At 71.9% G+C, this 20639-nt stretch carries 11 protein-coding genes and 1 pseudogene; 6 read left to right on the top strand and 6 right to left on the bottom strand.

Going from position 1 to position 20639, the window contains the following annotated elements:
• Nucleotides 1–480 precede the first annotated feature (480 nt).
• Both P3T41_RS25590 and P3T41_RS25585 read right to left on the bottom strand, forming a co-directional pair.
• Nucleotides 481–1170 (bottom strand): nucleoside/nucleotide kinase family protein, encoded by a 690-nt coding sequence (locus P3T41_RS25590; protein WP_280692702.1) that lies wholly within the window; start codon nt 1168–1170, stop codon nt 481–483.
• Nucleotides 1171–1233: 63 nt separating this feature from the next.
• Complete coding sequence (locus tag P3T41_RS25585) at nt 1234–2220, bottom strand: LD-carboxypeptidase (protein WP_280692701.1); 987 nt, start codon at nt 2218–2220, stop codon at nt 1234–1236.
• Between the two features lie 319 nt (nt 2221–2539).
• Here P3T41_RS25585 and P3T41_RS25580 point away from each other — a divergent pair, with 319 nt between their 5' ends.
• Both P3T41_RS25580 and P3T41_RS25575 read left to right on the top strand, forming a co-directional pair.
• On the top strand, nt 2540–3553 hold the full coding sequence (locus tag P3T41_RS25580; RefSeq protein WP_280692698.1) for a hypothetical protein: 1014 nt from the start codon (nt 2540–2542) through the stop codon (nt 3551–3553).
• A gap of 198 nt (nt 3554–3751) precedes the next feature.
• Complete coding sequence (locus P3T41_RS25575; RefSeq protein ID WP_280692697.1) at nt 3752–4732, top strand: ATP-grasp domain-containing protein; 981 nt, start codon at nt 3752–3754, stop codon at nt 4730–4732.
• A gap of 51 nt (nt 4733–4783) precedes the next feature.
• On the opposite strand, the gene P3T41_RS25570 is transcribed toward P3T41_RS25575, so the two are convergent.
• The 3 genes from P3T41_RS25570 to P3T41_RS25560 form a co-directional block, all read right to left on the bottom strand.
• A complete protein-coding gene (locus P3T41_RS25570; RefSeq protein WP_280692695.1) occupies nt 4784–6289 on the bottom strand; it encodes an MFS transporter in 1506 nt (501 codons plus the stop codon).
• Between the two features lie 221 nt (nt 6290–6510).
• Nucleotides 6511–10479: an ABC transporter ATP-binding protein gene (locus P3T41_RS25565; RefSeq protein WP_280692693.1), complete on the bottom strand. Its 3969-nt coding sequence runs from the start codon at nt 10477–10479 to the stop codon at nt 6511–6513.
• Between the two features lie 330 nt (nt 10480–10809).
• On the bottom strand, nt 10810–11472 hold the full coding sequence (locus P3T41_RS25560) for a TetR/AcrR family transcriptional regulator (protein ID WP_280692691.1): 663 nt from the start codon (nt 11470–11472) through the stop codon (nt 10810–10812).
• Nucleotides 11473–11600: 128 nt separating this feature from the next.
• On the opposite strand from P3T41_RS25560, the gene P3T41_RS25555 reads away from it, so the two are divergent.
• The 4 genes from P3T41_RS25555 (at nt 11601) to P3T41_RS25540 (ending at nt 18523) form a co-directional block, all read left to right on the top strand.
• A complete protein-coding gene (locus P3T41_RS25555) occupies nt 11601–13400 on the top strand; it encodes a carboxyl transferase domain-containing protein (RefSeq protein WP_280692689.1) in 1800 nt (599 codons plus the stop codon).
• 201 nt (nt 13401–13601) lie between these two features.
• A complete protein-coding gene (locus P3T41_RS25550) occupies nt 13602–15998 on the top strand; it encodes a biotin carboxylase N-terminal domain-containing protein (protein WP_280692687.1) in 2397 nt (798 codons plus the stop codon).
• Nucleotides 15999–16156: 158 nt separating this feature from the next.
• A complete protein-coding gene (locus tag P3T41_RS25545; protein ID WP_280692708.1) occupies nt 16157–17128 on the top strand; it encodes a hydroxymethylglutaryl-CoA lyase in 972 nt (323 codons plus the stop codon).
• A gap of 204 nt (nt 17129–17332) precedes the next feature.
• Nucleotides 17333–18523: an acyl-CoA dehydrogenase family protein gene (locus P3T41_RS25540; protein ID WP_280692686.1), complete on the top strand. Its 1191-nt coding sequence runs from the start codon at nt 17333–17335 to the stop codon at nt 18521–18523.
• Nucleotides 18524–20119: 1596 nt separating this feature from the next.
• Here the strand turns inward: P3T41_RS25540 and P3T41_RS25535 are convergent.
• A pseudogene (locus tag P3T41_RS25535) lies at nt 20120–20551 on the bottom strand (universal stress protein); the annotation flags it as partial.
• Nucleotides 20552–20639 lie beyond the last annotated feature (88 nt).

Below are 20639 nucleotides of genomic sequence, written 5' to 3'. Positions count from 1 at the left end.
GACCGAGGCCGGGGATGTCAACATATCTGGCGTTGACTTTTGGCACGCTGTTGAGTTCTCAAGGAACGGACACTTCCTTCGCAGCCACTTCCGTGGCCCCTCCGGGCGCTTCGTTCTTTCTTCTCTTCGAGCTTATCAGACCCGCCTTCCGGCGTTTCCCGACTCGCTCTCGGTGTTTCCAACCTTACCAGGTCTTCCGCACCGCTTCGGCCTCAGGAGGCCTTCGCCGTACCGGACCTGACGGCCCGTCCGACGTGTTGAACTTTAGCCCAGCCCCGCTCCGAAAAGCGAATCCGGCCGCACTCACCGAATTACCGGCACGGCAAAACAAGCCCATCGCTGTAAGGCGCAAAAAGCGACACGTCAGCGATCGACGATCTTGCCGAGGGTGGTGTTTCAAGGAGTGGCCGCTCCGGGACCGTCCGCGCAGACGCGTGTCCGGTGCTCCCAGCCGAGCGACTAGAAAACCTTACTCCCGGCTCAGAGCTGCGGCAAATCGGCGAGCCGGACGGTCCGAGTGCAGCGAGCGCGGCTCAGCTTCACGTACTCACCATTGGGCTGGTCGTTGGCGGCGACCCGCGCCTCGGCAGCGCGGCGGTCCTGGCCGCCGTCCTCGTGCCGGCTGATCAGCCGGTCGGCGCGGACCTCGTCCTCGGCGTCCAGGAACCAGAGCTCGCCGAGCAGCGAGCGGGCCTGGGACCAGTCGGGTGCGTCGGCGGCGAGGTAGTTGCCCTCGGTGACGACAAGGCGGGTGCCGGGAGTGACCAGGTGGCGAGCGGCGACGGGCTCGTCAAGGGTGCGGTCGAAGTCGGGCACATAGATGTCGTGGAAGCGATCGGTGGCGAGCCGCTCCAGCAGGGCCAGGTAGCCGCGCACGTCGAAGGTCGGCGGCGCTCCCTTGCGGTGGCGCAGGCCGAGGCGGTCGAGCTGGGCATTGGAGAGGTGGAAGCCGTCCATCGGCACGTAGGCGGCGGTACCCGGGCCCTGGGCGCGGTTCACCTCGGTGACCAGGTGGCGCGCCAAGGTCGACTTACCGGCGGCGGGGGCACCGGTGACGCCGAGGAGCATCCGCCCGCCGAAGCGGGCGGTGCGCAGGGTGGCGAGCAGGTGGGCGACCAGGTCGGCGGGCTGGTCGATCGGGCTGAGGCCGGGCTGGTGCACGTTCGTCATTCGTTGCTCGACTTCTTGCTTCATCTGTCTGTTCTTCGTTGCTTCGATGTCCTGCGTCGCTCGTCATTCGGTTCGGTCGGCCAGCGCCGGAACTTCCAGGGTGAGCGTGCCGGCATCGGCGTCCAGGACGGCGGGCACGCCGAGCGGGACGGTCAGGGTGGACGGGCTGTGGCCGAAACCCAGCTCCCAGAGGATCGGAACGCCGAGCGGGCCCAGGCGCTCCAGGATGACATCGCGGATCCGGTCCGCGGGACCGCACGCCTCCCAGGAGCCGAGCGCCACCCCGCTCACGCCGTCCAGAGCACCGGAGCGCAACAGCTGGCTCAGGATGCGGTCGATCCGGTAGGGCTGCTCGCTGACGTCCTCCAGCAGCAGGATCGTGCCGGCGAAGGAGGGGCGGGCAGCCGGAGTGCCGCATTCGGTGGCCAGAACGGAGGCACAGCCGCCGGCCGTGATCCCGTGCGCGCGGCCGGGAACCAGCGGACCCGCCTGCGGGCCGGTCAGCGTGGTGACGCCGGCCGGGTCGAAGAGGGTGCGGCGCAGGTGCTCGCTGGTGGCGGGGTCACCCACGAAGGAACTGCCCGCACCCATCGGTCCGTAGAGCGAGGCCAGGCCGAGGCGGATGGCCAGCTGTTCGTGCAGCGCCGTCACATCGCTGAATCCGATCAGCAGCTTGGGCGGGGCGGCGCGCAGCTCATCCCAGTCGAGCAGGTCACAGAGGAGTTGGGCGCCGTAGCCGCCGCGGGCGCAGATGACGGCCGCGATCGTCGGGTCGAGCCAGGCCTGCCGGAAGTCGCCGGCGCGGTCCTCGTCGGAACCCGCGAGGTAGCCCAGGCGGGGGTGGACGTCCAGCACGTGCGGCGCGACCACCGGTTCCAGGCCCCAGGAGCGCAGGATGGCACAGCCTGCCTCGAGTCGGGTCGCGTCGATCGGGCCGCTGGGGGCGATCACGGCCACCCGATCGCCGGGGGCGAGCCTTCGGGGGCGGGTCAGGGTGTGCGGGGCGGGTGGCACGGTCGCGGCGGGCGCCGGCGGGGTGGGCGTGGTCATCTGTCCGTCCTCCAGGTGAGCAGCGGCCGGCCACGTGGGCCCGGCGCCGGGCGGTCGCGCCTTCTGATCACATTGTCGTCCTAGCGACACTCTTCACTGGTCAAAGAGTCACGCACAGATGAGAGTTCTATGAGCCATATCATCAACTGATTGTCAGTTTGCGTCATTGGAAAGGGACTTGGCGAACATCTGCCTGTCTGAAGCGGGTTCCACCCGCTGGAGGTCCGCAGGACACCTGTGGTTCGTTGTGCGATCCCATGGACGTTCCCCCTCCGGTACGGCAGGATTCGGGCGGACTGTACACCGGAGGACCTCACCGATGAGCTCGTCGTTCATACCGATGGACACACCGAACCAACGCCCGGCCGGTGAGACGACGGCCGAGTTGCCGCAGGTCTGCCCGCCGAGGGCCGGCGAGCCGGCGAACGCGGCGGATCCGGTGCCCCGTGACCCTGGCGCCGCGACGACCGCCAACCTCCGCGCAGGGTTGGCCTCGCGGCTGCGGACCGCCTACGAGCAGGGCGCCGAGCTCCTGGACTTGGCGACGGCCAGCCACCAGTCGGTGGCCGAGGTCGAGCAACTGCTGGCGCTGGCCGGGGCCGACCCGACGGCCGAGCGGCCGGCTCGGTCGACCACCATCGGACCCGCGGGGGACGTCCCGGCGCCGCGGGACGGCCTGGTGGAGGCACTGACTGACGGTGAGCCGGCAGCGGAGTTCGGCGACCGGACAAGTCCGGACTCGGGCGAGGGCGCGACCGGGATCGATGACACCTGGCGGCCGTCGCCGGCCCGCCCACGCCCGAGGATCCGCCGGCCGGCACCGGCACGGCGGACAGTGCTCCGGCCCGGGGCACCGGACACCGTCGAGTCCCGTGCGGCGAGCCCGGAGGCCGTCGCGGCGGCAGGCCCCGCCGCAGCGGTCGGCAGTGCGGCGGTCGACAGTGGAACGGTCGGCAACGAGACAGCCGGCAGCGAGGCGGTCGGGGTGTCCACGGCACCCGAGCCACCGCTGGGCATCCTGATCGGCGGTCGCCGGGCGGTGCCGGGATCGGTCGGGCGGGCGGCGGAGCAGCGCTTTCGCCGGGTCACCGCGCAGCTGATCCGGGTCGGCCGGGGCACCACGCTGGCCGTGCTGCCATCCTGGCGTCCGTCGATCGCGATCTCGGTGCCGACCGAGTTACTTCTCGCCGCCACCGGGTTGAGCTATGAGGAGCTCGGCCGAGCCGAGTTGACCGTGCTGATCAACTTCGATGCGCTGCACGACCGCGAACTGCGCCCCCGGGAGTGGCAGGTGACCCCTGATCACGGGGGCGGTCGGCGCCGGCGCGGCTGAGCCGTCGGCGGGCCCGGGCACTGCGAGGGCGCGGGGCGCGGAACGGCGCGAGCGGCGCAGTCACCGCCGCTCGCTCGCGCTGCCGCGCCCTTCCGTGCTCCCGACGCACTCCTCAGCGCGCCGGTGACCGCGCGCGCCCGACGCGCGGAGCGGTCAAAGCCACGGACCGGAGCGTGGTCCGCCGCTACCCTGTGGCCCATGCCAGCCCCGACCATCCTGTTGCCGCAGGATCCGCTGAATCCCCGGCGCGTCGACCCGCACTACTCCTACGAGGCCCAGCTGGTCCGCGGGCTGGGCGGCGAGACCGCGTTGGTCGACCACGACGCGCTGCTCGCCGGGGACCCCGCCGAGGCCGTTCGCCGGGTTCCCGCCAGGATCGGTCCGGCCTGGTATCGCGGCTGGATGCTGCCGGTCGCGGCGTACGCGGCCTTCGTGGACGCCCTCGCGGATCGCGGCTGCAACCTGCTGACCAGCGCGGCTGCCTACGCCGTCGCCCATGAACTGCCCGGCTGGTACAGCACCTTCGAGGGCGCCACGCCGGACAGCGTCTGGCTGGCCGCCGAACACGGCCCGGCCGAACTGGCCGAGGCGGTGGCCCGGTTGGGCGGGCACGGACCTGCCATCGTCAAGGACTATGTGAAGTCCCGCAAGGACGAGTGGCACGAGGCCTGCTTCGTCCCCGACCTCGCCGACCTGCCGGCGGTGGCCCGGGTGGTGGACCGCTTCGTCGAGTTGCAGGGCGAGTTCCTGGCCGGCGGTGTGGTGCTGCGGCGGTTCCACGCCTTCGCCGCGCCGGCGGCGACCGGTGGAGGGCGGGTCCGGGACGCGGTCGGCAGCAGAACCGGCGTCGGCGCCCGCGCCAGAGGCGGGGCCGGGGCCAAGATGACGACGGCCGCCGCCATCCCCGGGCGGGCGGCCGAGGCGCGGGTCTGGTGGGTGGACGGCGAGCCCGTGCTGACCGGGCCGCACCCCGACACCCCCGAGGTGTTCCCGGCCCCCGACCTGACCCAGGTGCGTTCGCTGGTCCGCGCTCTGGGCTGCCGGTTCGTCACCACCGACCTCGCGCTGCTCGCCGATGGCAGCGGGTGGATGGTGGTCGAGGTCGGGGACGGGCAGGTGAGCGACCTGCCGCGCGGCACGGAGGTGTCCGGGCTGCTCTCCTCGTTGATCTCCACCTGAGCCGCCCGCCGGCGGACCGGCGACGCTCGCGCCACCTTGGCCGACCGTCCGTCACGCGGCACTGGCCGCCACCGGATCGGGCGGGCGCGGCTCGGGAGTGCTCGGATCCGCCGTGCACGGGTCCGGCGTGCACGGATCGGGGCTGCGCGGGGTGGGAAGCGGGACCGCCGCGGCCGGTGGGCCCGGCGGCGTCCCGAAGGCGCGGGCCAGCAGCACCAGCGGCCCGGCGGTGAGCAGCAGCGTGCCACCGAGCACCGCCGCCAGCCGTGGGCAGCCGAGGTCGACGAGCAGCGTCGCGCCGGTCAGCGGCCCGCACGCGACGCCGAAGGCGGAGGCCGAGCCGACCAGGACGGTCCACCGCCCGGCCGGGTCCAGCTCGGCCGCCAGCCCGATCAGGTACGTCAACACGAGCGGGTACAGCGCGTTCCAGAGCACCTCGCCGCCGGCGAATCCGGTCGCCGAGCGGGCGGCGGCGCTCACCGCGACGCAGCCCGCGATCGCCGCGGTGCCGAGGCCGAGCGGCAGCGCCCGGCCGATCCGGTTGCCGAGCGCCGCAGAGGCCAGGACACCGAACAACCCACCGGCCAGGGCCACCGCGAAGACCAGACCGAGCTCGCGCTCCGAGAAACCGACCTGGTGCAACCCGATCTGCCCGCTGACGCCCCAGAGCGCGTTCTGCGCGACCGCCCAGAACACCGTGGTCGCGGCCAGCAGCAGACCGGCGGCGCGGTGCGGCAGCCCGCAGGCGGCAGTGGGTGGGGGTGCGGGTACCGATGCGGGTGCGGAGGTCGGTCCGGGTTGGAGCGCGGGGCCGGTCGTCGTGCTGCCGGGCAGCGAGGCCAGCAGTGGTCGGGCCAACGGCCCGAGCGCCGCGAGCGCCAGGAACGGCATGGCGTGCGAATCGCCCAGCCGGGGCAGCAGCAGGTAGAGGCCGGCCGCGACGGCCGAGGTGACCAGCAGGGCGAGCACCGGGGCGCGGTGCGGATCGGCTGCGGCCGCGACGCCCGTTCCCGCCACGGCGGAAGCCGTTCCGGCGCCGAGGCCGCCGAGCAGGCAGCCGGCCACCAGCAGCGGCACCGCCCCGTCGGGCGCGACGGCGGCGAGGGTGAAACCGCAGGTGAGCAAGGTCAGTCCGGCGCGGGCCAGGCGGGCCGGGCCGATCGCGGCGACGCGGCCGGCCAGGGCGATACCGGCGGCGGCCGAGGCGAGCAGCAACGCGCTGCCGACCGAGCCGGCCTGAGTGGCCGTCAGGCCGAAGTCGCCGATGAGGCGGGTGGCGATGGTGGGGACCAGGCAGGCCGGCAGGTAGCCGACCGTGAACAGGGCGGCCAGCGGCACCAGTGGCACGTGCGGCGTCATGGCGAGGGTGCGGCCGGCACCGATGGCGGCAGCGGCGGTGACCGTGGCGACGGTGCTGACCGTGGCGGTGGCGACTTGCTCGGCAGGACCGGGGGCATCGGGGGTGCCGGCGGGGCCAGGAGTGCCGGCGGGGCCGGTGAAGGAGGGTGGAGTGTGGTGCGCAGTGCTGCGCCCCGCCTCGCGGGCGCGCGAAGACATGGGCAGGGCCTCTCGACCTGAGGGTGGTACGGGGGAGGTCGCGTTACCGCGGTCCGCGCGGTCGCCCCGCTTGTCTACCAGCTCGGGGCGCCACCCCTGTACCAGGTGGCGCCCCGATGGCCCTGAGTCAACCTAGTTGGCTCACGCTCGAAATCGGTCCGTCCTCGAACGACCCTTTGCGCGAGAGCTGCACAGGAAGTCGATTAGGCCGATCGGTCGATTCAGCCCGTCACTTCCGCCGGGACCGGCTCGCGACGGTGGCCCTCGGCGACAAACGCGCGCCAGAGCCGGGCGTACGCCCCGTCAGCCTTGAGCAGCTCGGCGTGGGTACCGTCCTCCACCACCTTGCCGTGGTCCAGCACGACCACCCGGTCCGCGCGCTCCGCGGTGGTCAGCCGGTGCGCGATGACCAGGGTGGTGCGGCCACCCGGGCGGTCGGGGCGGCCGTCGCGCAGCCGGTCGGAGGCGTGGTTGACGGCCAGCTCGGTGGCCAGGTCGAGGGCCGCGGTGGCTTCGTCGAGCAGCAGGATGTCCGGGTCCACCAGTTCGGCCCGGGCGAGCGCGATCAGCTGCCGCTGACCCGCCGACAGATTGCGGCCGCGGCCGGCCACCTCGTGCTGGTAGCCACCGGACAGCGTGGTGATCATCTGGTGTGCGCCGACCGCCCGGGCGGCTGCCTCGACCTGCTCGTCACTCGCCTCGGGCCGGCCGTAGGCGATCGCGTCCCGGACCGTGCCGGCGAACAGGTATGCCTCCTGCGGCACGACACCGAGCCGGTGACGGTAGTCCGCCAGGCGGTAGCGGGTCACGTCGGTGCCGTCGATACGCACCGTGCCGGCGGTCGCGTCGTAGAACCGGGCGACCAGCTTGACCAGGGTGGACTTGCCGGCGCCGGTCTCACCCACCAGCGCGACCGTCTGGCCGGCCGGGATCCGCAGGTCGATGCCGCTGAGCACCTCGGGGCTGTCCTCGCCGCCGCCGTTGTAGGCGAAGCCGACGCCGTCGAAGTGGATCTCGCCGCGCAGCCGCTCGGCCGGCACCGGGTCGGCGGCCTCGGGAGTGCTGGTCGGGGTCCGCAGCAGCTGACGGATCCGGCCCAGGCCCACGGCCGCCTGCTGGTAACCGTCGAAGATCTGTGACAGCTGGTTCACCGGAGCGAAGAACAGGTCGATGTACAGCAGGTAGGCGACCAGCGCACCGACCGTGAGCGTGCCGGCGTTCACCCGGGAGGCGCCGGAGATCAGCACCAGGGCAGCGGCGACGCTGGAGAGGAACTGGACGAACGGGAAGTAGAGCGATATGTACAGCTGCGCCCGGGCGCGAGCGTCGCGGTAGGCACGGCCCCGCTGGACGAAGCGCGCCCTGGTGTCGTCCTCGCGACGGAACGCCTGGACGATCCGCATCCCCGCGACGTTCTCCTGCAGGTCCGCGTTGACCGTGCTGATCAGCTCGCGCGAGGCCTCGTACTGCCGTACCGACTTTCGGCGGAACACCACGGTGGCCACGGCCAGCAGCGGGAGCACGGTGAAGACCGTCAGCCCCAGGCCGACATCGATGATCAGCAGTGCCGCGAAGATGCCGAAGAAGGTCAGCAGGCTGACCACCGAAGTGACCACGCCGGTCTGCAGGAAGCTGGACAGCGCGTCGACGTCGGTGGTCATCCGGGTCATGATCCGGCCGGACAGCTCGCGCTCGTAGTAGTCCAGGCCGAGCCGGTTGAGGTGGGCGAAGATCTTCAGCCGCAGCGTGTAGAGCACCCGCTCGCCGGTGCGGCCGCTGACCTTGGTCTCGGCACTCTGCACCAGCCAGTCGAGCAGGACCACCAGCAGCGCGAGCAGCGAGGCCACGGTGATGCCGGCCATCACGCCCTTGGAGACACCGTCGTCGATGCCGTGCCGGATCAGGATCGGGACCACCAGGCCGGCCGCCGCGTCCAGTGCGAGCAGCAGGAAGGCCAGCGCCAGGAAGCCGCGGAAGGGCTTGAGCAGGCGCCCGAGCGAGAAGTCCGGGTCGCCGGCCGCCGCTGCGGCGAGCGGGACGTCCGGAATGTCAGTGGCCGGGCCGAGCGCCGCGACCTGGGCGAGCAGCGCGGGGTCCGCGGCGCGGCCGGTGGCGGGGCGGGCGGCGGTTCGGCGGGTGGGCGCGGGGGAGGCGGCCGGGGTCGGGCTCTGCTGGGTGGTGGGGATGGCTGAGGTGGTTGGGATGGTCGGACCGCCCGGCTCGGCGGCCGCTGTGTGGCCGGCCAGCGCCTCCGGGTCGGTGATCAGCGCGCGGTACTGGCGACAACGGGCCACCAACTCGTCGTGGGTACCGAGGTCGAGCAGCCGGCCGTGATCGAGCACGGCGATCCGGTCCGCGAGTTGCAGGGTGGAGCGGCGGTGGGCGATCAGCACGGTGGTCCGGCCGACCATCACGGTGCGCAGCGCCTCGTGGATCTCGGCCTCGATCTGCGGGTCGACCGCCGAGGTCGCGTCGTCGAGCAGCAGCACCTGCGGGTCGGCGAGGATGGCGCGGGCCAGCGCGATCCGCTGGCGCTGGCCGCCCGAGAGGGTCAGGCCCTGCTCCCCCACCTTGGTCTCGTAGCCGTGCGGCAGGTCGCGGATGAACCCGTCGGCCTGGGCCGCGCGGGCGGCCGCCTCGACCTCCTGCTCGCTGGCGGCCGGGCGCCCGTAGGCGATGTTGGAGCGCACCGTGTCGGAGAAGAGGAAGCTGTCCTCGGGCACGATGCCGACCAGGGCGCGGATCGAGTCGACGGTGACCTCGCGCAGGTCCTGGCCGTAGAGCCGGATGGTGCCGGCGGTCGGGTCGTAGAACCTGGGGATCAGCTGCGCGAGCGTGGACTTGCCCGAGCCGGACGTACCGACCAGCGCCAACGTCTCGCCCGGGGCGACCTGGAGGTCGAGGCCGTGCAGCACGGGGGCGGGGGCTTGAGCGGGATGGGCGCTGGTCCCGGCGGTGGGGGCCTCGGCGTTCGTCGAGGTCTGGGCCCGGTCCCGGTCCTGATCCGGATAGTGGAACTCGACCTGCTCGAACTCCAGGGCCGGGGCGCCCGCGACCGGCCGCAGCGGGCCGGCGCCGGGCACCTCGGTCACCTCCGGTCGCTCGTCGATCAGCTCGAAGACCCGCTCGACACCGGCGCGGGCCTGCTGGCCGACCGTCAGCACCATGGTCAGCATGCGGACCGGGCCGGTCATCTGGGCCACGTAGGTGGAGAAGGCGACGAAGGTGCCGAGGGTGACCTGGCCGTCCACGGCCAGCCAGCCGCCGAGCGCCAGCACCGCGACCTGCCCGAGCGCGGGGATCGCCTGCAGGGCCGGGGTGAAGCGGCTGTTGAGCCGGATCGCGCGCAGCCGCGCCCCGTACAGGGTCCGCGAGGCCTCCGACAGCTTGTCGAGCTCCTGGGCCTCCTGGCCGAAGCCCTTGACCACCCGCACGCCGCCGATCGCCGCGTCGACCACGCCGGCCACCGCCGCGGCCTCCTGCTGGGCGACCCAGGTCGCGGGGAAGAGCCGCTTGCGGCTCAGCGTCGCGATCCACCACAGCACCGGGCCCATCACCAGTGCGATCACGGTCAGCGGCAGCGAGAGCCAGAGCATCACGGCGATCGACATCGCGAAGAGCAGCAGGTTGCCGGTCATCATCGGCAGCATCGAGAGCAGGCCGTGCACCAGCTGGAGGTCGGAGGTGGCGCGGCTGACCACCTGGCCGGTGTCGAGGCGGTCCAGCTTCGCCCCGTCGAGGCGGGTGAGCGAATGGAACAGGTCGGCGCGCAGATCCTGCTGGACGTCGAGGGCGAGCTGGCCGGCGGTGTAACGGCGGATCTGGGTGAAGCCGAAGACCAGGACGGCGCCGAGGATGAGCGTGAGCGCCCACGGCATGAGGGCGCGGGTGTGGGTGGTGATCACGTCGTCGATGATCAGCTTGGTGACCAGCGGAACGAGCGCGGTGACCGCCATGCCACCGAGTGAGGCGCCGAAGGAGAGCAGGAAGTTGCGCCGGTAGCGCCAGCAGTAACCGGACAGCCGGCGCAGCCAGCCGGTCTCGGCCGCGGTGGCGGCAGCGTCGGCGCTGTCCGAGGTGCCCGACGCGGGGGGATTGGGTGCGGTGAGGGTCGCGGTGGACCCGGGCCTCGCGGGGGTGGCGACGTTCGCCGCGGGTATCTCCCTGGTGGAGCCGTGAGTCTCAGGCATATTTAGGGATACTAACCATTTCGTGAGGCGGTCGTCCACGACGTACCGGCACTGCCAACTGACTGACCTGGCACGAATCAACAGCCTGCGGTCGTTTTTCCTTCCCCTTCAGGCTGCAACATCGGAGGCCGGGGGCGCACCGGTCGTACGGCGGATGAGACGGGGGCGCTCGTCCTACGTCTCATCGGGTAGGCCGCGCTCGCGCACGCGCCGGCACCGGGCGAGGGGCGCGGGCGATGGCGGGGGGAGGCGTAGGACCGGCGGCTGGGCGCGGGCCGGGCCGCCGCTTCCGCCAGGGCTGTCCGGCGGATCTTGCCGGGCTCGCGAACCCTAGGCCTGCGCCGGCGCCCAGCCGTCCGCGGCCGCCGTGAAGGCGCCGTGGGCCAGCCGGTGCAGCAGGGCCGCCATCTCGGGGCGCGGCAGCAGGACCGCCCGGTCGCCGGTCGACTTCCCCGGGCCGGTCGAGCGCAGGCCGATGCTGTGCGGAGTGGAGTTGAGCAGCCCGAACACCGCGTGCACGGCCGCCCGCGCAGCCGACTCGGCCTCGGTCTCGGCCAGCTCGGGAAACGCGGCCCGGACGACTTCCACCCAGAGCTCGACGTAACCGCGCTGCAGCCGGCGGACCCGGCGGCGGTCCTCCTCCTTGAGGTGGAGCAGCTCGCGATCGTGCAGCGTGATCAGGTCGGGGTCGTCCAGCGCGAAGTCGACATGCCCGCTGATCAACGCGTCGAGCGCGGCCTGCGGTCCGCCCGCCGTCCCGGCCCGGCGGCGACCCTCGTCCAGCAGCCGCTCGCTGATCCCGACCAGCAGGTCGGCGAGCATGGCGTCCTTGCCGGAGAAGTGCCGGTAGAGCCCGGGGCCGCTGATGCCCACCGCCTTGCCGATCTCGTCCACTCCGACGCCCAGGAATCCGCGCGCGGCGAAGAGCCGAGCCGCTTCCCGGCGGATCTGGTCGCGGCGGGGGGTCGCGGGGGCGGCAGGAACGTTCGACATGAATCCCATCGTAGACAGGGCGGTTATCGGTGGTTAACCTGACCGCAGGAGTTAACCACCATTAACCTGCGGGCGTCGGGCCTACCGGCCGCCGCGACCGCTGGTTCCTGGAGCAAGGAGCTCTTGGAATGGCCCTGTCGACCCCCGGCTTCACCCCCCAGCACCCATGGGAGGCCGCCGGCACCACGGGAGCAGCCGCGACCGGCACAGGTGCGGCCGGTTCCGCACCGTTCGGTCCGCCGGCCGGCTCGTGGCCCGGCCCGCTGTCGGGCGCCGCTGGCGGTCGACCCGTGTCGGCCGCCGCCACGGCGGCCCCGGCGCCCCGGCTGCGCTCTGCGGTCGACTCCGGTTCCGCCGTCTTCCGGTCGAACACCGAGGCGCACCAGGCCCTGGTCGCGGAGCTGCGCGCCAAGCTGAACACCGCCGCGCTCGGCGGTGGCGCCAAGGCCCGCGAGCGGCACACCGCGCGCGGCAAGCTGCTCCCCCGCGATCGGGTGGACACCCTGCTCGACCCGGGCTCGCCGTTCCTGGAGCTCTGCCCGCTGGCCGCCGACGGTCTCTACGACGGCGCGGCCCCGGCGGCCGGAGTGATCGCCGGGATCGGCCGGGTGGCCGGCCGCGAGGTCGTGGTGGTCGCCAACGACGCCACCGTCAAGGGCGGCACCTACTACCCGATGACGGTGAAGAAGCACCTGCGGGCGCAGGAGGTGGCTCTGGAGAACCGGCTGCCCTGCGTGTACCTGGTGGACTCGGGCGGTGCGTTCCTGCCGATGCAGGACGAGGTGTTCCCCGACCGCGACCACTTCGGCCGGATCTTCTACAACCAGGCCCGGCTCTCCGGCGCCGGGATCCCGCAGATCGCCGCCGTGCTCGGCTCGTGCACGGCGGGCGGCGCCTACGTCCCGGCGATGAGCGACCAGGCGGTGATCGTCCGCAACCAGGGCACCATCTTCCTGGGCGGTCCGCCGCTGGTGAAGGCGGCGACCGGTGAGGTGGTCACCGCCGAGGAGCTCGGTGGCGGCGAACTGCACTCCCGCACCTCCGGGGTGACGGACCATCTGGCCGAGGACGATGCGCACGCCCTCGACATCGTGCGCACCATCGTGGCCGGCCTCGGCCCGCGCTCGGCCCAGCCGTGGCCGCTCGCCCCCGTCGAGCCGCCCGCGGTCGACCCGGCCGAGCTGTACGGGGCGGTCCCGGTGGACCCGCGCACCCCGTACGACGTCCGCGAGGTGATCGCCCGGCTGGTCGACGGCAGCCGCTTCGCCGAGTTCAAGGCCGAGTACGGCGCCACGCTGGTCACCGGGTTCGCCCGGATCCACGGGCACCCGGTCGGCATCGTCGCCAACAACGGCGTGCTCTTCGCCGAGTCCGCGCTCAAGGGCGCGCACTTCATCGAGCTGTGCGACCAGCGCGGTATCCCGTTGCTCTTCCTGCAGAACATCACCGGCTTCATGGTCGGCCGGCAGTACGAGGCGGGCGGCATCGCCAAGCACGGCGCGAAGATGGTGACGGCGGTCGCCTGCACCCGGGTGCCGAAGCTGACCGTGGTGATCGGCGGCTCGTACGGAGCCGGCAACTACTCGATGTGCGGCCGGGCCTACTCACCTCGCTTCCTGTGGATGTGGCCGGGCGCCAAGATCTCGGTGATGGGCGGCGAGCAGGCCGCCTCCGTCCTCGCCACCGTCCGCCGCGACCAGTTCGAGGCGCGCGGCGAGGAGTGGGCCACCGCGGCGGAGGAGGAGTTCAAGCGCCCCGTCCGCGAGCAGTACGAGCGTCAGGGCAACGCGTACTACGCCACCGCTCGGCTCTGGGACGACGGCGTGATCGACCCCATGGACACCCGGACAGTGGTCGGCCTCGCGCTGACCGCGTGTGCCAACGCCCCGCTCGCGCCGCCGGCACCGTACGGCGTGTTCCGGATGTAGGCCGGAGGTGAGCCCGTTGTCCGCCGGTTGTGGGCCTGCGTTGTAAGCCCCCGTTGTGGGCCCGGCCGTGAGCCGGTTCGCGCGTGACACGGTCGAGGGCCGCCGGCCCTCGACCGACACCGCCTCCTGATCCTCTTGATCCTCTTGATCCTCCAGATCGTCTCTGTCGCACCACTCCCTCGTCACGGAGGAACGCCTCCCATGTTCGACACCGTCCTGGTCGCCAACCGCGGCGAGATCGCCGTGCGGGTGATCCGCACACTGCGGCGGCTCAGCATCCGGTCGGTCGCCGTCTACAGTGACGCCGACGCCGATGCCAGGCACGTCCGCGAGGCCGACACCGCCGTACGGCTCGGACCGGCCGACCGCAGCGACAGCAGCGCCACCGAGACCTACCTCAGAGGCGATCAGATCATCGCCGCGGCGCTGCGCACCGGCGCCCAGGCCATCCACCCCGGCTACGGCTTCCTCGCCGAGAACCCCGGCTTCGCGCGTGCCTGCGCCGAAGCCGGCCTGGTCTTCATCGGCCCGCCCGCCGAGGCGGTCGAGCTGATGGGCGACAAGATCAACGCCAAGGAAGCCGTCCGCGTGGTCGGCGTCCCCGTGGTGCCCGGCAGCCGTGCCGGGGCGACGAGCGACGAGGATCTGATCCACGCGGCCGAGGAGATCGGCTACCCAGTGCTGATCAAGCCGTCGGCCGGTGGTGGCGGCAAGGGGATGCGGCTGGTCCGCGACCCCGCCGAGCTGCCCACCGAGCTGGCCGCGGCCCGCCGGGTGGCCCGCACCGCCTTCGGTGACGACACCCTGTTGCTGGAGCGCTGGGTGGACCGCCCCCGGCACATCGAGGTGCAGGTGCTCGCGGACGCCCACGGGACCACGGTGCACCTCGGCGAGCGGGAGTGCAGTCTGCAACGCCGTCATCAGAAGCTGATCGAAGAGGCTCCCTCCGTTCTGTTGGACGAGCGGACCAGGGCGGCGATGGGGGCCGCCGCCGTCCGGGCCGCCGAGGCCTGCGGCTACACCGGCGCCGGCACGGTGGAGTTCATCGTGCCCGGCGACGACCCGGACCAGGTGTCTGCAGGCACCGGCCAGGCTGCGGGCACCGGCCAGGCCGCAGGGTCCGGCGAACCTGCTGGGTCCGGTCAGGGCGCGGCCGGCGTACGCGAGTTCTTCTTCATGGAGATGAACACCCGTCTCCAGGTGGAGCACCCGGTAACCGAGTTGGCGGTCGCGGTCACCCGCTCGACCGCGGACGGGCCGTCCGCCGGCTGGGCACCGGCCGCCGAGCGGCTCGACCTGGTCGAGTGGCAACTGCGGGTCGCCGCAGGTGAGTCGTTGTCGTTCGCCCAGACGGACATCTCCTTTCTCGGTCACGCCATCGAGGCCCGGATCTGCGCGGAAGACCCCGCACGGGACTTCCTGCCGACCGGCGGTCGGATCCTGGTACTGAACGAGCCGTACGGCGAGGGCATCCGGGTGGACTCCGGCCTCACTGCGGGCACCGAGGTCACCAGCGCCTACGACCCGATGCTCGGCAAGGTCATCGCCTATGGCCCGGACCGCGAGACGGCGCTGCTGCGACTGCGCAACGCGCTCGCGGACACCAAGCTGCTGGGTGTGACCACCAACGCCGGCTTCCTGCGCCGGCTGCTCGCTCACCCTGATGTGGTGGCCGGTCGACTCGACACCGGTCTGGTCGAGCGGGCCGTCCAGCAGCACCCCGAACTGCTGGCCGACCAGGGCCGCCACAACTCCGTGCAGGACTCTGGACCCGGGAGCCCGAAGCAGTCGGTGGACTCAGCGGACTCGGTGGCTTCCGCCTCTGATGCCGCCGCCTCCGGCCACGGGCTCACGCCCGCGCCTGCGGCACCGGATGCGGTGCTGATCGCCGCGGCACTCGTGCGGCACCACTGGCTCGTTCCCGCCGCCTCCGACGGCTGGACCGATCCCTTCGCGCTCCCTTCTGGTTGGCGGCTGGCCGGCGAACCGGCTTGGACGACTCACCGGCTCCGGGTCGCCGGGCAAGACCCGGTGTCGGTTCTGGTACGACCGGTCAGTGCTGACACCGTAATTGAGGCGACTGACAATCCGTCAACGGTCTCCTCTGATCTGCTGGTCCGTCTGGGTGAAGGTCCGATCCGTCGGGCCCGCGCCGCGGTCGGCGCCACCGATCTCGCCCTCACACTCGACGGCCTGCGCATCACGTTCGCACACGCCACTGACAACTCACCGGCGGCTCCCGGCGGCGGACCGGTGCTCTGGCTCGGGATCGACGGTGACAGCTGGGCGGTGCACCCCTACGACCCGGTGACCGACCGCAGTTCGGTCGGCGGTGCCCACCACGGCGCGCTCACCGCGCCGATGCCGGGCACGGTCACCGTGGTCAAGGCCGCAGTCGGCGACCTGGTCCGGCGCGGCCAGCCGCTCCTGGTGCTGGAGGCCATGAAGATGGAACACGTGATCTCCGCGCCGCATGACGGCGTGGTCAGCGAGCTGCATGCCAGCGCGGGCAGCACCGTCGCGATGGAGCAGCTCCTCGCGGTCGTCCTTCCGGAGGAAGCGGCCGCTGCCGACGACACTGCGGAGGTGTCTTCATGACGACCGATCAGAGCTCGAGCAAGGTCCACGACGTGCGCGACGCGAGCGGCAGCGACCGTGCGAACGGTGCGACTACCGCGAGCGGTGCGAGCGGTGCGAGCGCTGCGGCCGCACCGCTGACGGACAGCGGCCGGGCCCCGGCCCACGAGCCGGGGGCCCTGGAGCTGGGTCTGCCCGATGTGGTCAGGGATCCGACGTTGCCGGCGCGGGTGCGGATCCACGAGGTAGGTGCCCGCGACGGGCTGCAGAACGAGAGCGCGCTGGTCCCGGTCGAGGTGAAGGCCGAGTTCATCGCCCGGCTCGCCGCCGCCGGGTTGCGGACCGTCGAGGCGACCAGCTTCGTGCACCCCAAGTGGGTCCCCCAGTTGGCCGACGCCGAGCAGTTGATGCCCCAACTGGCCGAGCTTCGCGGGCAGTACCCCGGGCTCCGGCTCCCGGTGCTGGTCCCCAACGAGCGCGGCCTGGACCGCGCGCTCGCGCACGGCGCCGACGAGTTCGCCGTCTTCGCCAGCGCCACCGAGACGTTCGCCCAGCGCAACCTCAACCGCTCGGTGGCCGAGGTGCTGGAGATGTTCCGTCCGGTGGTCGGGCGGGCGACCGAGCAGGGCCTGACCGTGCGCGGCTACCTCTCGATGTGCTTCGGCGACCCGTGGGAGGGCCCGGTCGCGCCCGAGCAGGTCGTCGAGGCCGGACTGCGGCTGATCGAGTTGGGCTGCGCGGAGTTGAGCCTCGGGGACACCATCGGCGTCGCGACGCCGGGCCAGGTGGCCGGACTGCTCGCCGCGTTCGAGCGGGCCGGGGTGCCAGTGGGACAGCTCGCCGTCCACTTCCACGACACCTACGGACAGGCACTGTCCAACACGCTCACCGCGCTGCGCCACGGGGTGACCGTCGTCGACTCCTCCGCTGGCGGACTCGGCGGCTGCCCCTACGCGAAGAGCGCCACCGGCAACCTCGCCACCGAGGACCTGGTCTGGATGCTGCACGGCCTGGGCATCGAGACCGGCGTGGATCTCGCCGCGCTGGCGGCGACCAGCGCCTGGCTGGCCGGGAAGCTCGGCCGTCCCAGCCCGTCCCGCGCGGTGCAGGCGCTGGTCGGCCCGACCGGGAGTACCGCCGCTACCCGGTGACCGGACCGATTGGCATCACTGGAATGACGATGCCACGTCGAACTGATCGATCGTCATCACAGGAGAGCGCTGACAGCACACGGTCGGCGCGCCCTGCAACCGCGAACCGGTGCGCGCCACCCGCATGCGCCGGTCGCCTCCCTACTGCCATCCGCACCACTCTGCGCCCGGATCACTCGCCCGGGCGAACCACTGGAGGATCAGATGCTCGACCACCGCCTGGATTCCGAGTACGAGGAACTGCGCCGCACGGTCGCCGAGTTCGCCAACGACGTGGTCGCCCCGACGATCGGCGAGTTCTACGAGCGGGAGGAGTTCCCGTACGAGATCGTCAAGGAGATGGGACGGATGGGCCTGTTCGGCCTGCCGTTCCCGGAGGAGTACGGCGGCATGGGCGGCGACTACTTCGCGCTCTGCCTCGCGCTGGAGGAACTCGCCCGGGTGGACTCCTCGGTGGCCATCACCCTGGAGGCCGGCGTGTCGCTCGGCGCGATGCCGATCTTCCGCTTCGGCACCGAGGAGCAGAAGCGGGAGTGGCTGCCCCGGCTCGCCTCCGGTGAGATGCTCGGGGCTTTCGGCCTGACCGAGCCCGAGGGCGGCTCGGACGCCGGTGCCACCCGGACCACCGCCCGGTTCGACGAGACCACCCGGGAGTGGGTGATCAACGGCACGAAGTGCTTCATCACCAACTCCGGCACCGACATCACCGGTCTGGTCACCGTCACCGCACTGACCGAACCGATCGCTCGTTCGAGTGAAGGCGGGGGAGAAGGCTCGTCGAAGCGGGAGATCTCGTCCATCATCGTGCCTGTCGGCACCCCCGGGTTCCAGGTGTCGAAGAAGTACTCCAAGGTCGGGTGGAACGCCTCCGACACCCGCGAACTGTCCTTCACCGACTGCCGAGTTCCCGAAGCCAACCTGCTCGGCCAGCGCGGCCGCGGCTTCGCCCAGTTCCTGCGGATCCTCGACGAGGGCCGCATCGCCATCGCGGCCCTGTCCACCGGTCTGGCCCAGGGCTGCGTCGACCAGTCACTCCAGTACGCAGCCACCCGGCGCGCCTTCGGGCGCCCGATCGGGGCCAACCAGGCCATCCAGTTCAAGATCTCCGACATGGAGATGCGCGCGCACCTCTCACGCCTCGCCTGGCGGGACGCGGCCTCCCGGCTGCTGCTCGCCGAACCCTTCAAGAAGGAGGCCGCCATCGCGAAGCTCTACTCCTCCGAAGCCGCGGTCGACAACGCCCGCGAGGCCACCCAGATCCACGGCGGCTACGGCTTCATGAACGAGTACCCCGTCGCCCGTTTCTGGCGCGACAGCAAGATCCTGGAGATCGGGGAGGGCACCTCCGAGGTCCAGCGGATGCTGATCGCGCGGGAGTTGGGCATGACTTCCTGACTGTCGTCACTCAACTGCTGGCGAAGACACGAGAGATGGTGGATGGTCGCCGCCCCGAGCTGTTCTCTGCCAGAGCGCCCTGGCAGAGGACAATTTGGGCGAGGCCTCTGCACCAGCTGCACGCTCCCCATCCGGTCAAGGCCGATCAAGGTCGGTCAAGGCCAGGGCGGACGCCGCTGGGCGGGAGCTGAGGCCGGCCAGCGCGGGTATTGATGTCACCAACGTGTGGAAGCCCCGGGCGTGAGCCACCATGCCCCGGGAGTGAGCCCAACGTGCCACGGGAGTCGGTGCGTTGCTCCTGGCGACCAGAGCCACGGATAGCGCTTCGGGTAGGGCGACTGAGCAGCGTGCGGCGCAATGCCCCGGGTGTACAGCTGGGCGGTGCGATGTGTGAAGAGAGACCGAGGATCGCTGCAGGGGCGAGCACTTGCGCCGGTGGATTGGGCGTCCCCTCGTATGAGTGGGTGTATGCGAGGAGCGTGCCAGACTCCAGGGGCGTGCTGGCATCGATCGCCGGCGCATGATGCCTCCGTGCCCGTGTCCACGCTGGTGAGGCGTGACAGGGAGCCGCGTGGGCCCGCCGCAGCGGCTGCCGGGTCACCGCTGACACGGCGCCGGGACCAGCGGCCGGCTTGGCGCCGGTAGTGGGTCTGCGTCTCCAGTGGCCGAGCTGCCGCTGTCCTCCGCCCGCGCTGGTCGGCGGCTGGGGCATGGGCTGGCGCGGCGTTGTCCTGACGGTCTGCTGGCGAGGTGCCGTTGATTGTGGGCTCGACTGGGCGCCAGGGGTGCAGTGACTGACTGTCCGTCAGCGTCGGGCAGTGCGGCCGAGGCCCGGTGGAGTCCTCAGGCAGGCGACTCGGAACCGGCGACTACACCCGGGAACTGACCAGGGCGAGCACCGACTCTGGCGCCTCGCGTCGTGGAGCGAGGCCGCGCGCAAGCGCGAGGACCGCGAGCGGGCGGAGAAGGCGATGAAGTAGGTGGCGGAAATGGGAAAGATAGAAGACGGATGCAGATTGGCTGAATATCGGCTGGTCTTTTGAGAAGTTGACTCAATGTCAGAGTCGACTTGGAGACATCGGCCCGCCGGAGAACCGAGGGCCCCGGATGTCCCGTTGCTGGCGGGGCCCCTGAGGCTGACAGGACGGCGGGGCCGGCGGGGGCTTGGCTTGGGCTTGGGCCGGAGCCGTCGTGGTCTGCTCGCCTGCGATGGCGTACTGCGCTGGCGAGTGGGTGGAGGAACCATTGGCATCGGTCCGCCGTAGTCCGGTGCAGCACCCAGGAGTTAAGGGGTCGGTCACAGTGACCGTCGTCAGCGGATCGAGGATGCCGAGGGCGCCAGGGTGACGGCAGCGCCCAGAGCGAGCGGCGTAGCCGGAACGGCCAGGCTCGAGGACCAACGGCGCCTGGCGGCACACCCGGTGTAACGGCGGCGCCGAGGCCGCCGCATCCCATGTGCTTCGAATGACCGCCGTTCGAATGTTCTGCCCGCCGCATTCGCCCACGGCCGCGCCTACCTCGAACCTGGTCTCCACCCCAGTCGACCGTGCTCCAGTCGACCGTGCTCCAGTTGACCCTGCTTCAGTTGACCCTGCTTCAGGGGATCACGATCACCGGGCGGTTGGCCCGGCGGGCGAGCCGGCCGGCCACCGAGCCGAAGAGGCGCCCGAGCAGGCCGCGTGTGGTGCCGACCACGATCGCGTCGGCGGCGTACTCCTTGCCGACCTCCTCGATCTCGTGGCAGATGTCGCCCCCGCGCTCGATCAGGATCCACGGGACCCCGGCGAGGAAGTCCGCGCAGGCCAGTTCCAGGCCCATGATCTCGCTGCGGTGGTCGGGCATGTCGACGAAGACGGGGGGTTCACAGCCCGCCCAGACCGTCGCGGGCAGACGGTTGGCCACGTGCACGATGACCAGGCCGCACCGGGAGCGGCGGGCCATGCCCACCGCGTAGGCGAGCGCCCGTTCACTGGACAGCGAACCGTCGAAGCCGACCACCACGCCGTGCTGGAACGCCGGGTCACACGACCGGACCGCATCGGGCTGGACGCCGGGAGCCTGCTCGCCGAGCGAGGCAGGCTGCTTGGAGTGCCGGGACTTCACGTCGCCTCCACCA

The organism is Kitasatospora sp. GAS204B (genome assembly GCF_029892155.1).
Taxonomy (GTDB): Bacteria; Actinomycetota; Actinomycetes; order Streptomycetales; family Streptomycetaceae; genus Kitasatospora.
Note: the sequence above shows the minus strand (reverse complement) of the source record. Positions and strands in the feature narration are given on the sequence as shown.

What these genes read in the sequence shown, in the direction of transcription:
- P3T41_RS25590 (WP_280692702.1), bottom strand. Translation starts at nt 1,170, where the DNA reads ATGACGAACGTGCACCAGCCCGGCCTCAGCCCGATCGACCAGCCCGCC.
- P3T41_RS25585 (WP_280692701.1), bottom strand. Translation starts at nt 2,220, where the DNA reads ATGACCACGCCCACCCCGCCGGCGCCCGCCGCGACCGTGCCACCCGCC.
- P3T41_RS25580 (WP_280692698.1), top strand. Translation starts at nt 2,540, where the DNA reads ATGAGCTCGTCGTTCATACCGATGGACACACCGAACCAACGCCCGGCC.
- P3T41_RS25575 (WP_280692697.1), top strand. Translation starts at nt 3,752, where the DNA reads ATGCCAGCCCCGACCATCCTGTTGCCGCAGGATCCGCTGAATCCCCGG.
- P3T41_RS25570 (WP_280692695.1), bottom strand. Translation starts at nt 6,289, where the DNA reads ATGTCTTCGCGCGCCCGCGAGGCGGGGCGCAGCACTGCGCACCACACT.
- P3T41_RS25565 (WP_280692693.1), bottom strand. Translation starts at nt 10,479, where the DNA reads ATGCCTGAGACTCACGGCTCCACCAGGGAGATACCCGCGGCGAACGTC.
- P3T41_RS25560 (WP_280692691.1), bottom strand. Translation starts at nt 11,472, where the DNA reads ATGTCGAACGTTCCTGCCGCCCCCGCGACCCCCCGCCGCGACCAGATC.
- P3T41_RS25555 (WP_280692689.1), top strand. Translation starts at nt 11,601, where the DNA reads ATGGCCCTGTCGACCCCCGGCTTCACCCCCCAGCACCCATGGGAGGCC.
- P3T41_RS25550 (WP_280692687.1), top strand. Translation starts at nt 13,602, where the DNA reads ATGTTCGACACCGTCCTGGTCGCCAACCGCGGCGAGATCGCCGTGCGG.
- P3T41_RS25540 (WP_280692686.1), top strand. Translation starts at nt 17,333, where the DNA reads ATGCTCGACCACCGCCTGGATTCCGAGTACGAGGAACTGCGCCGCACG.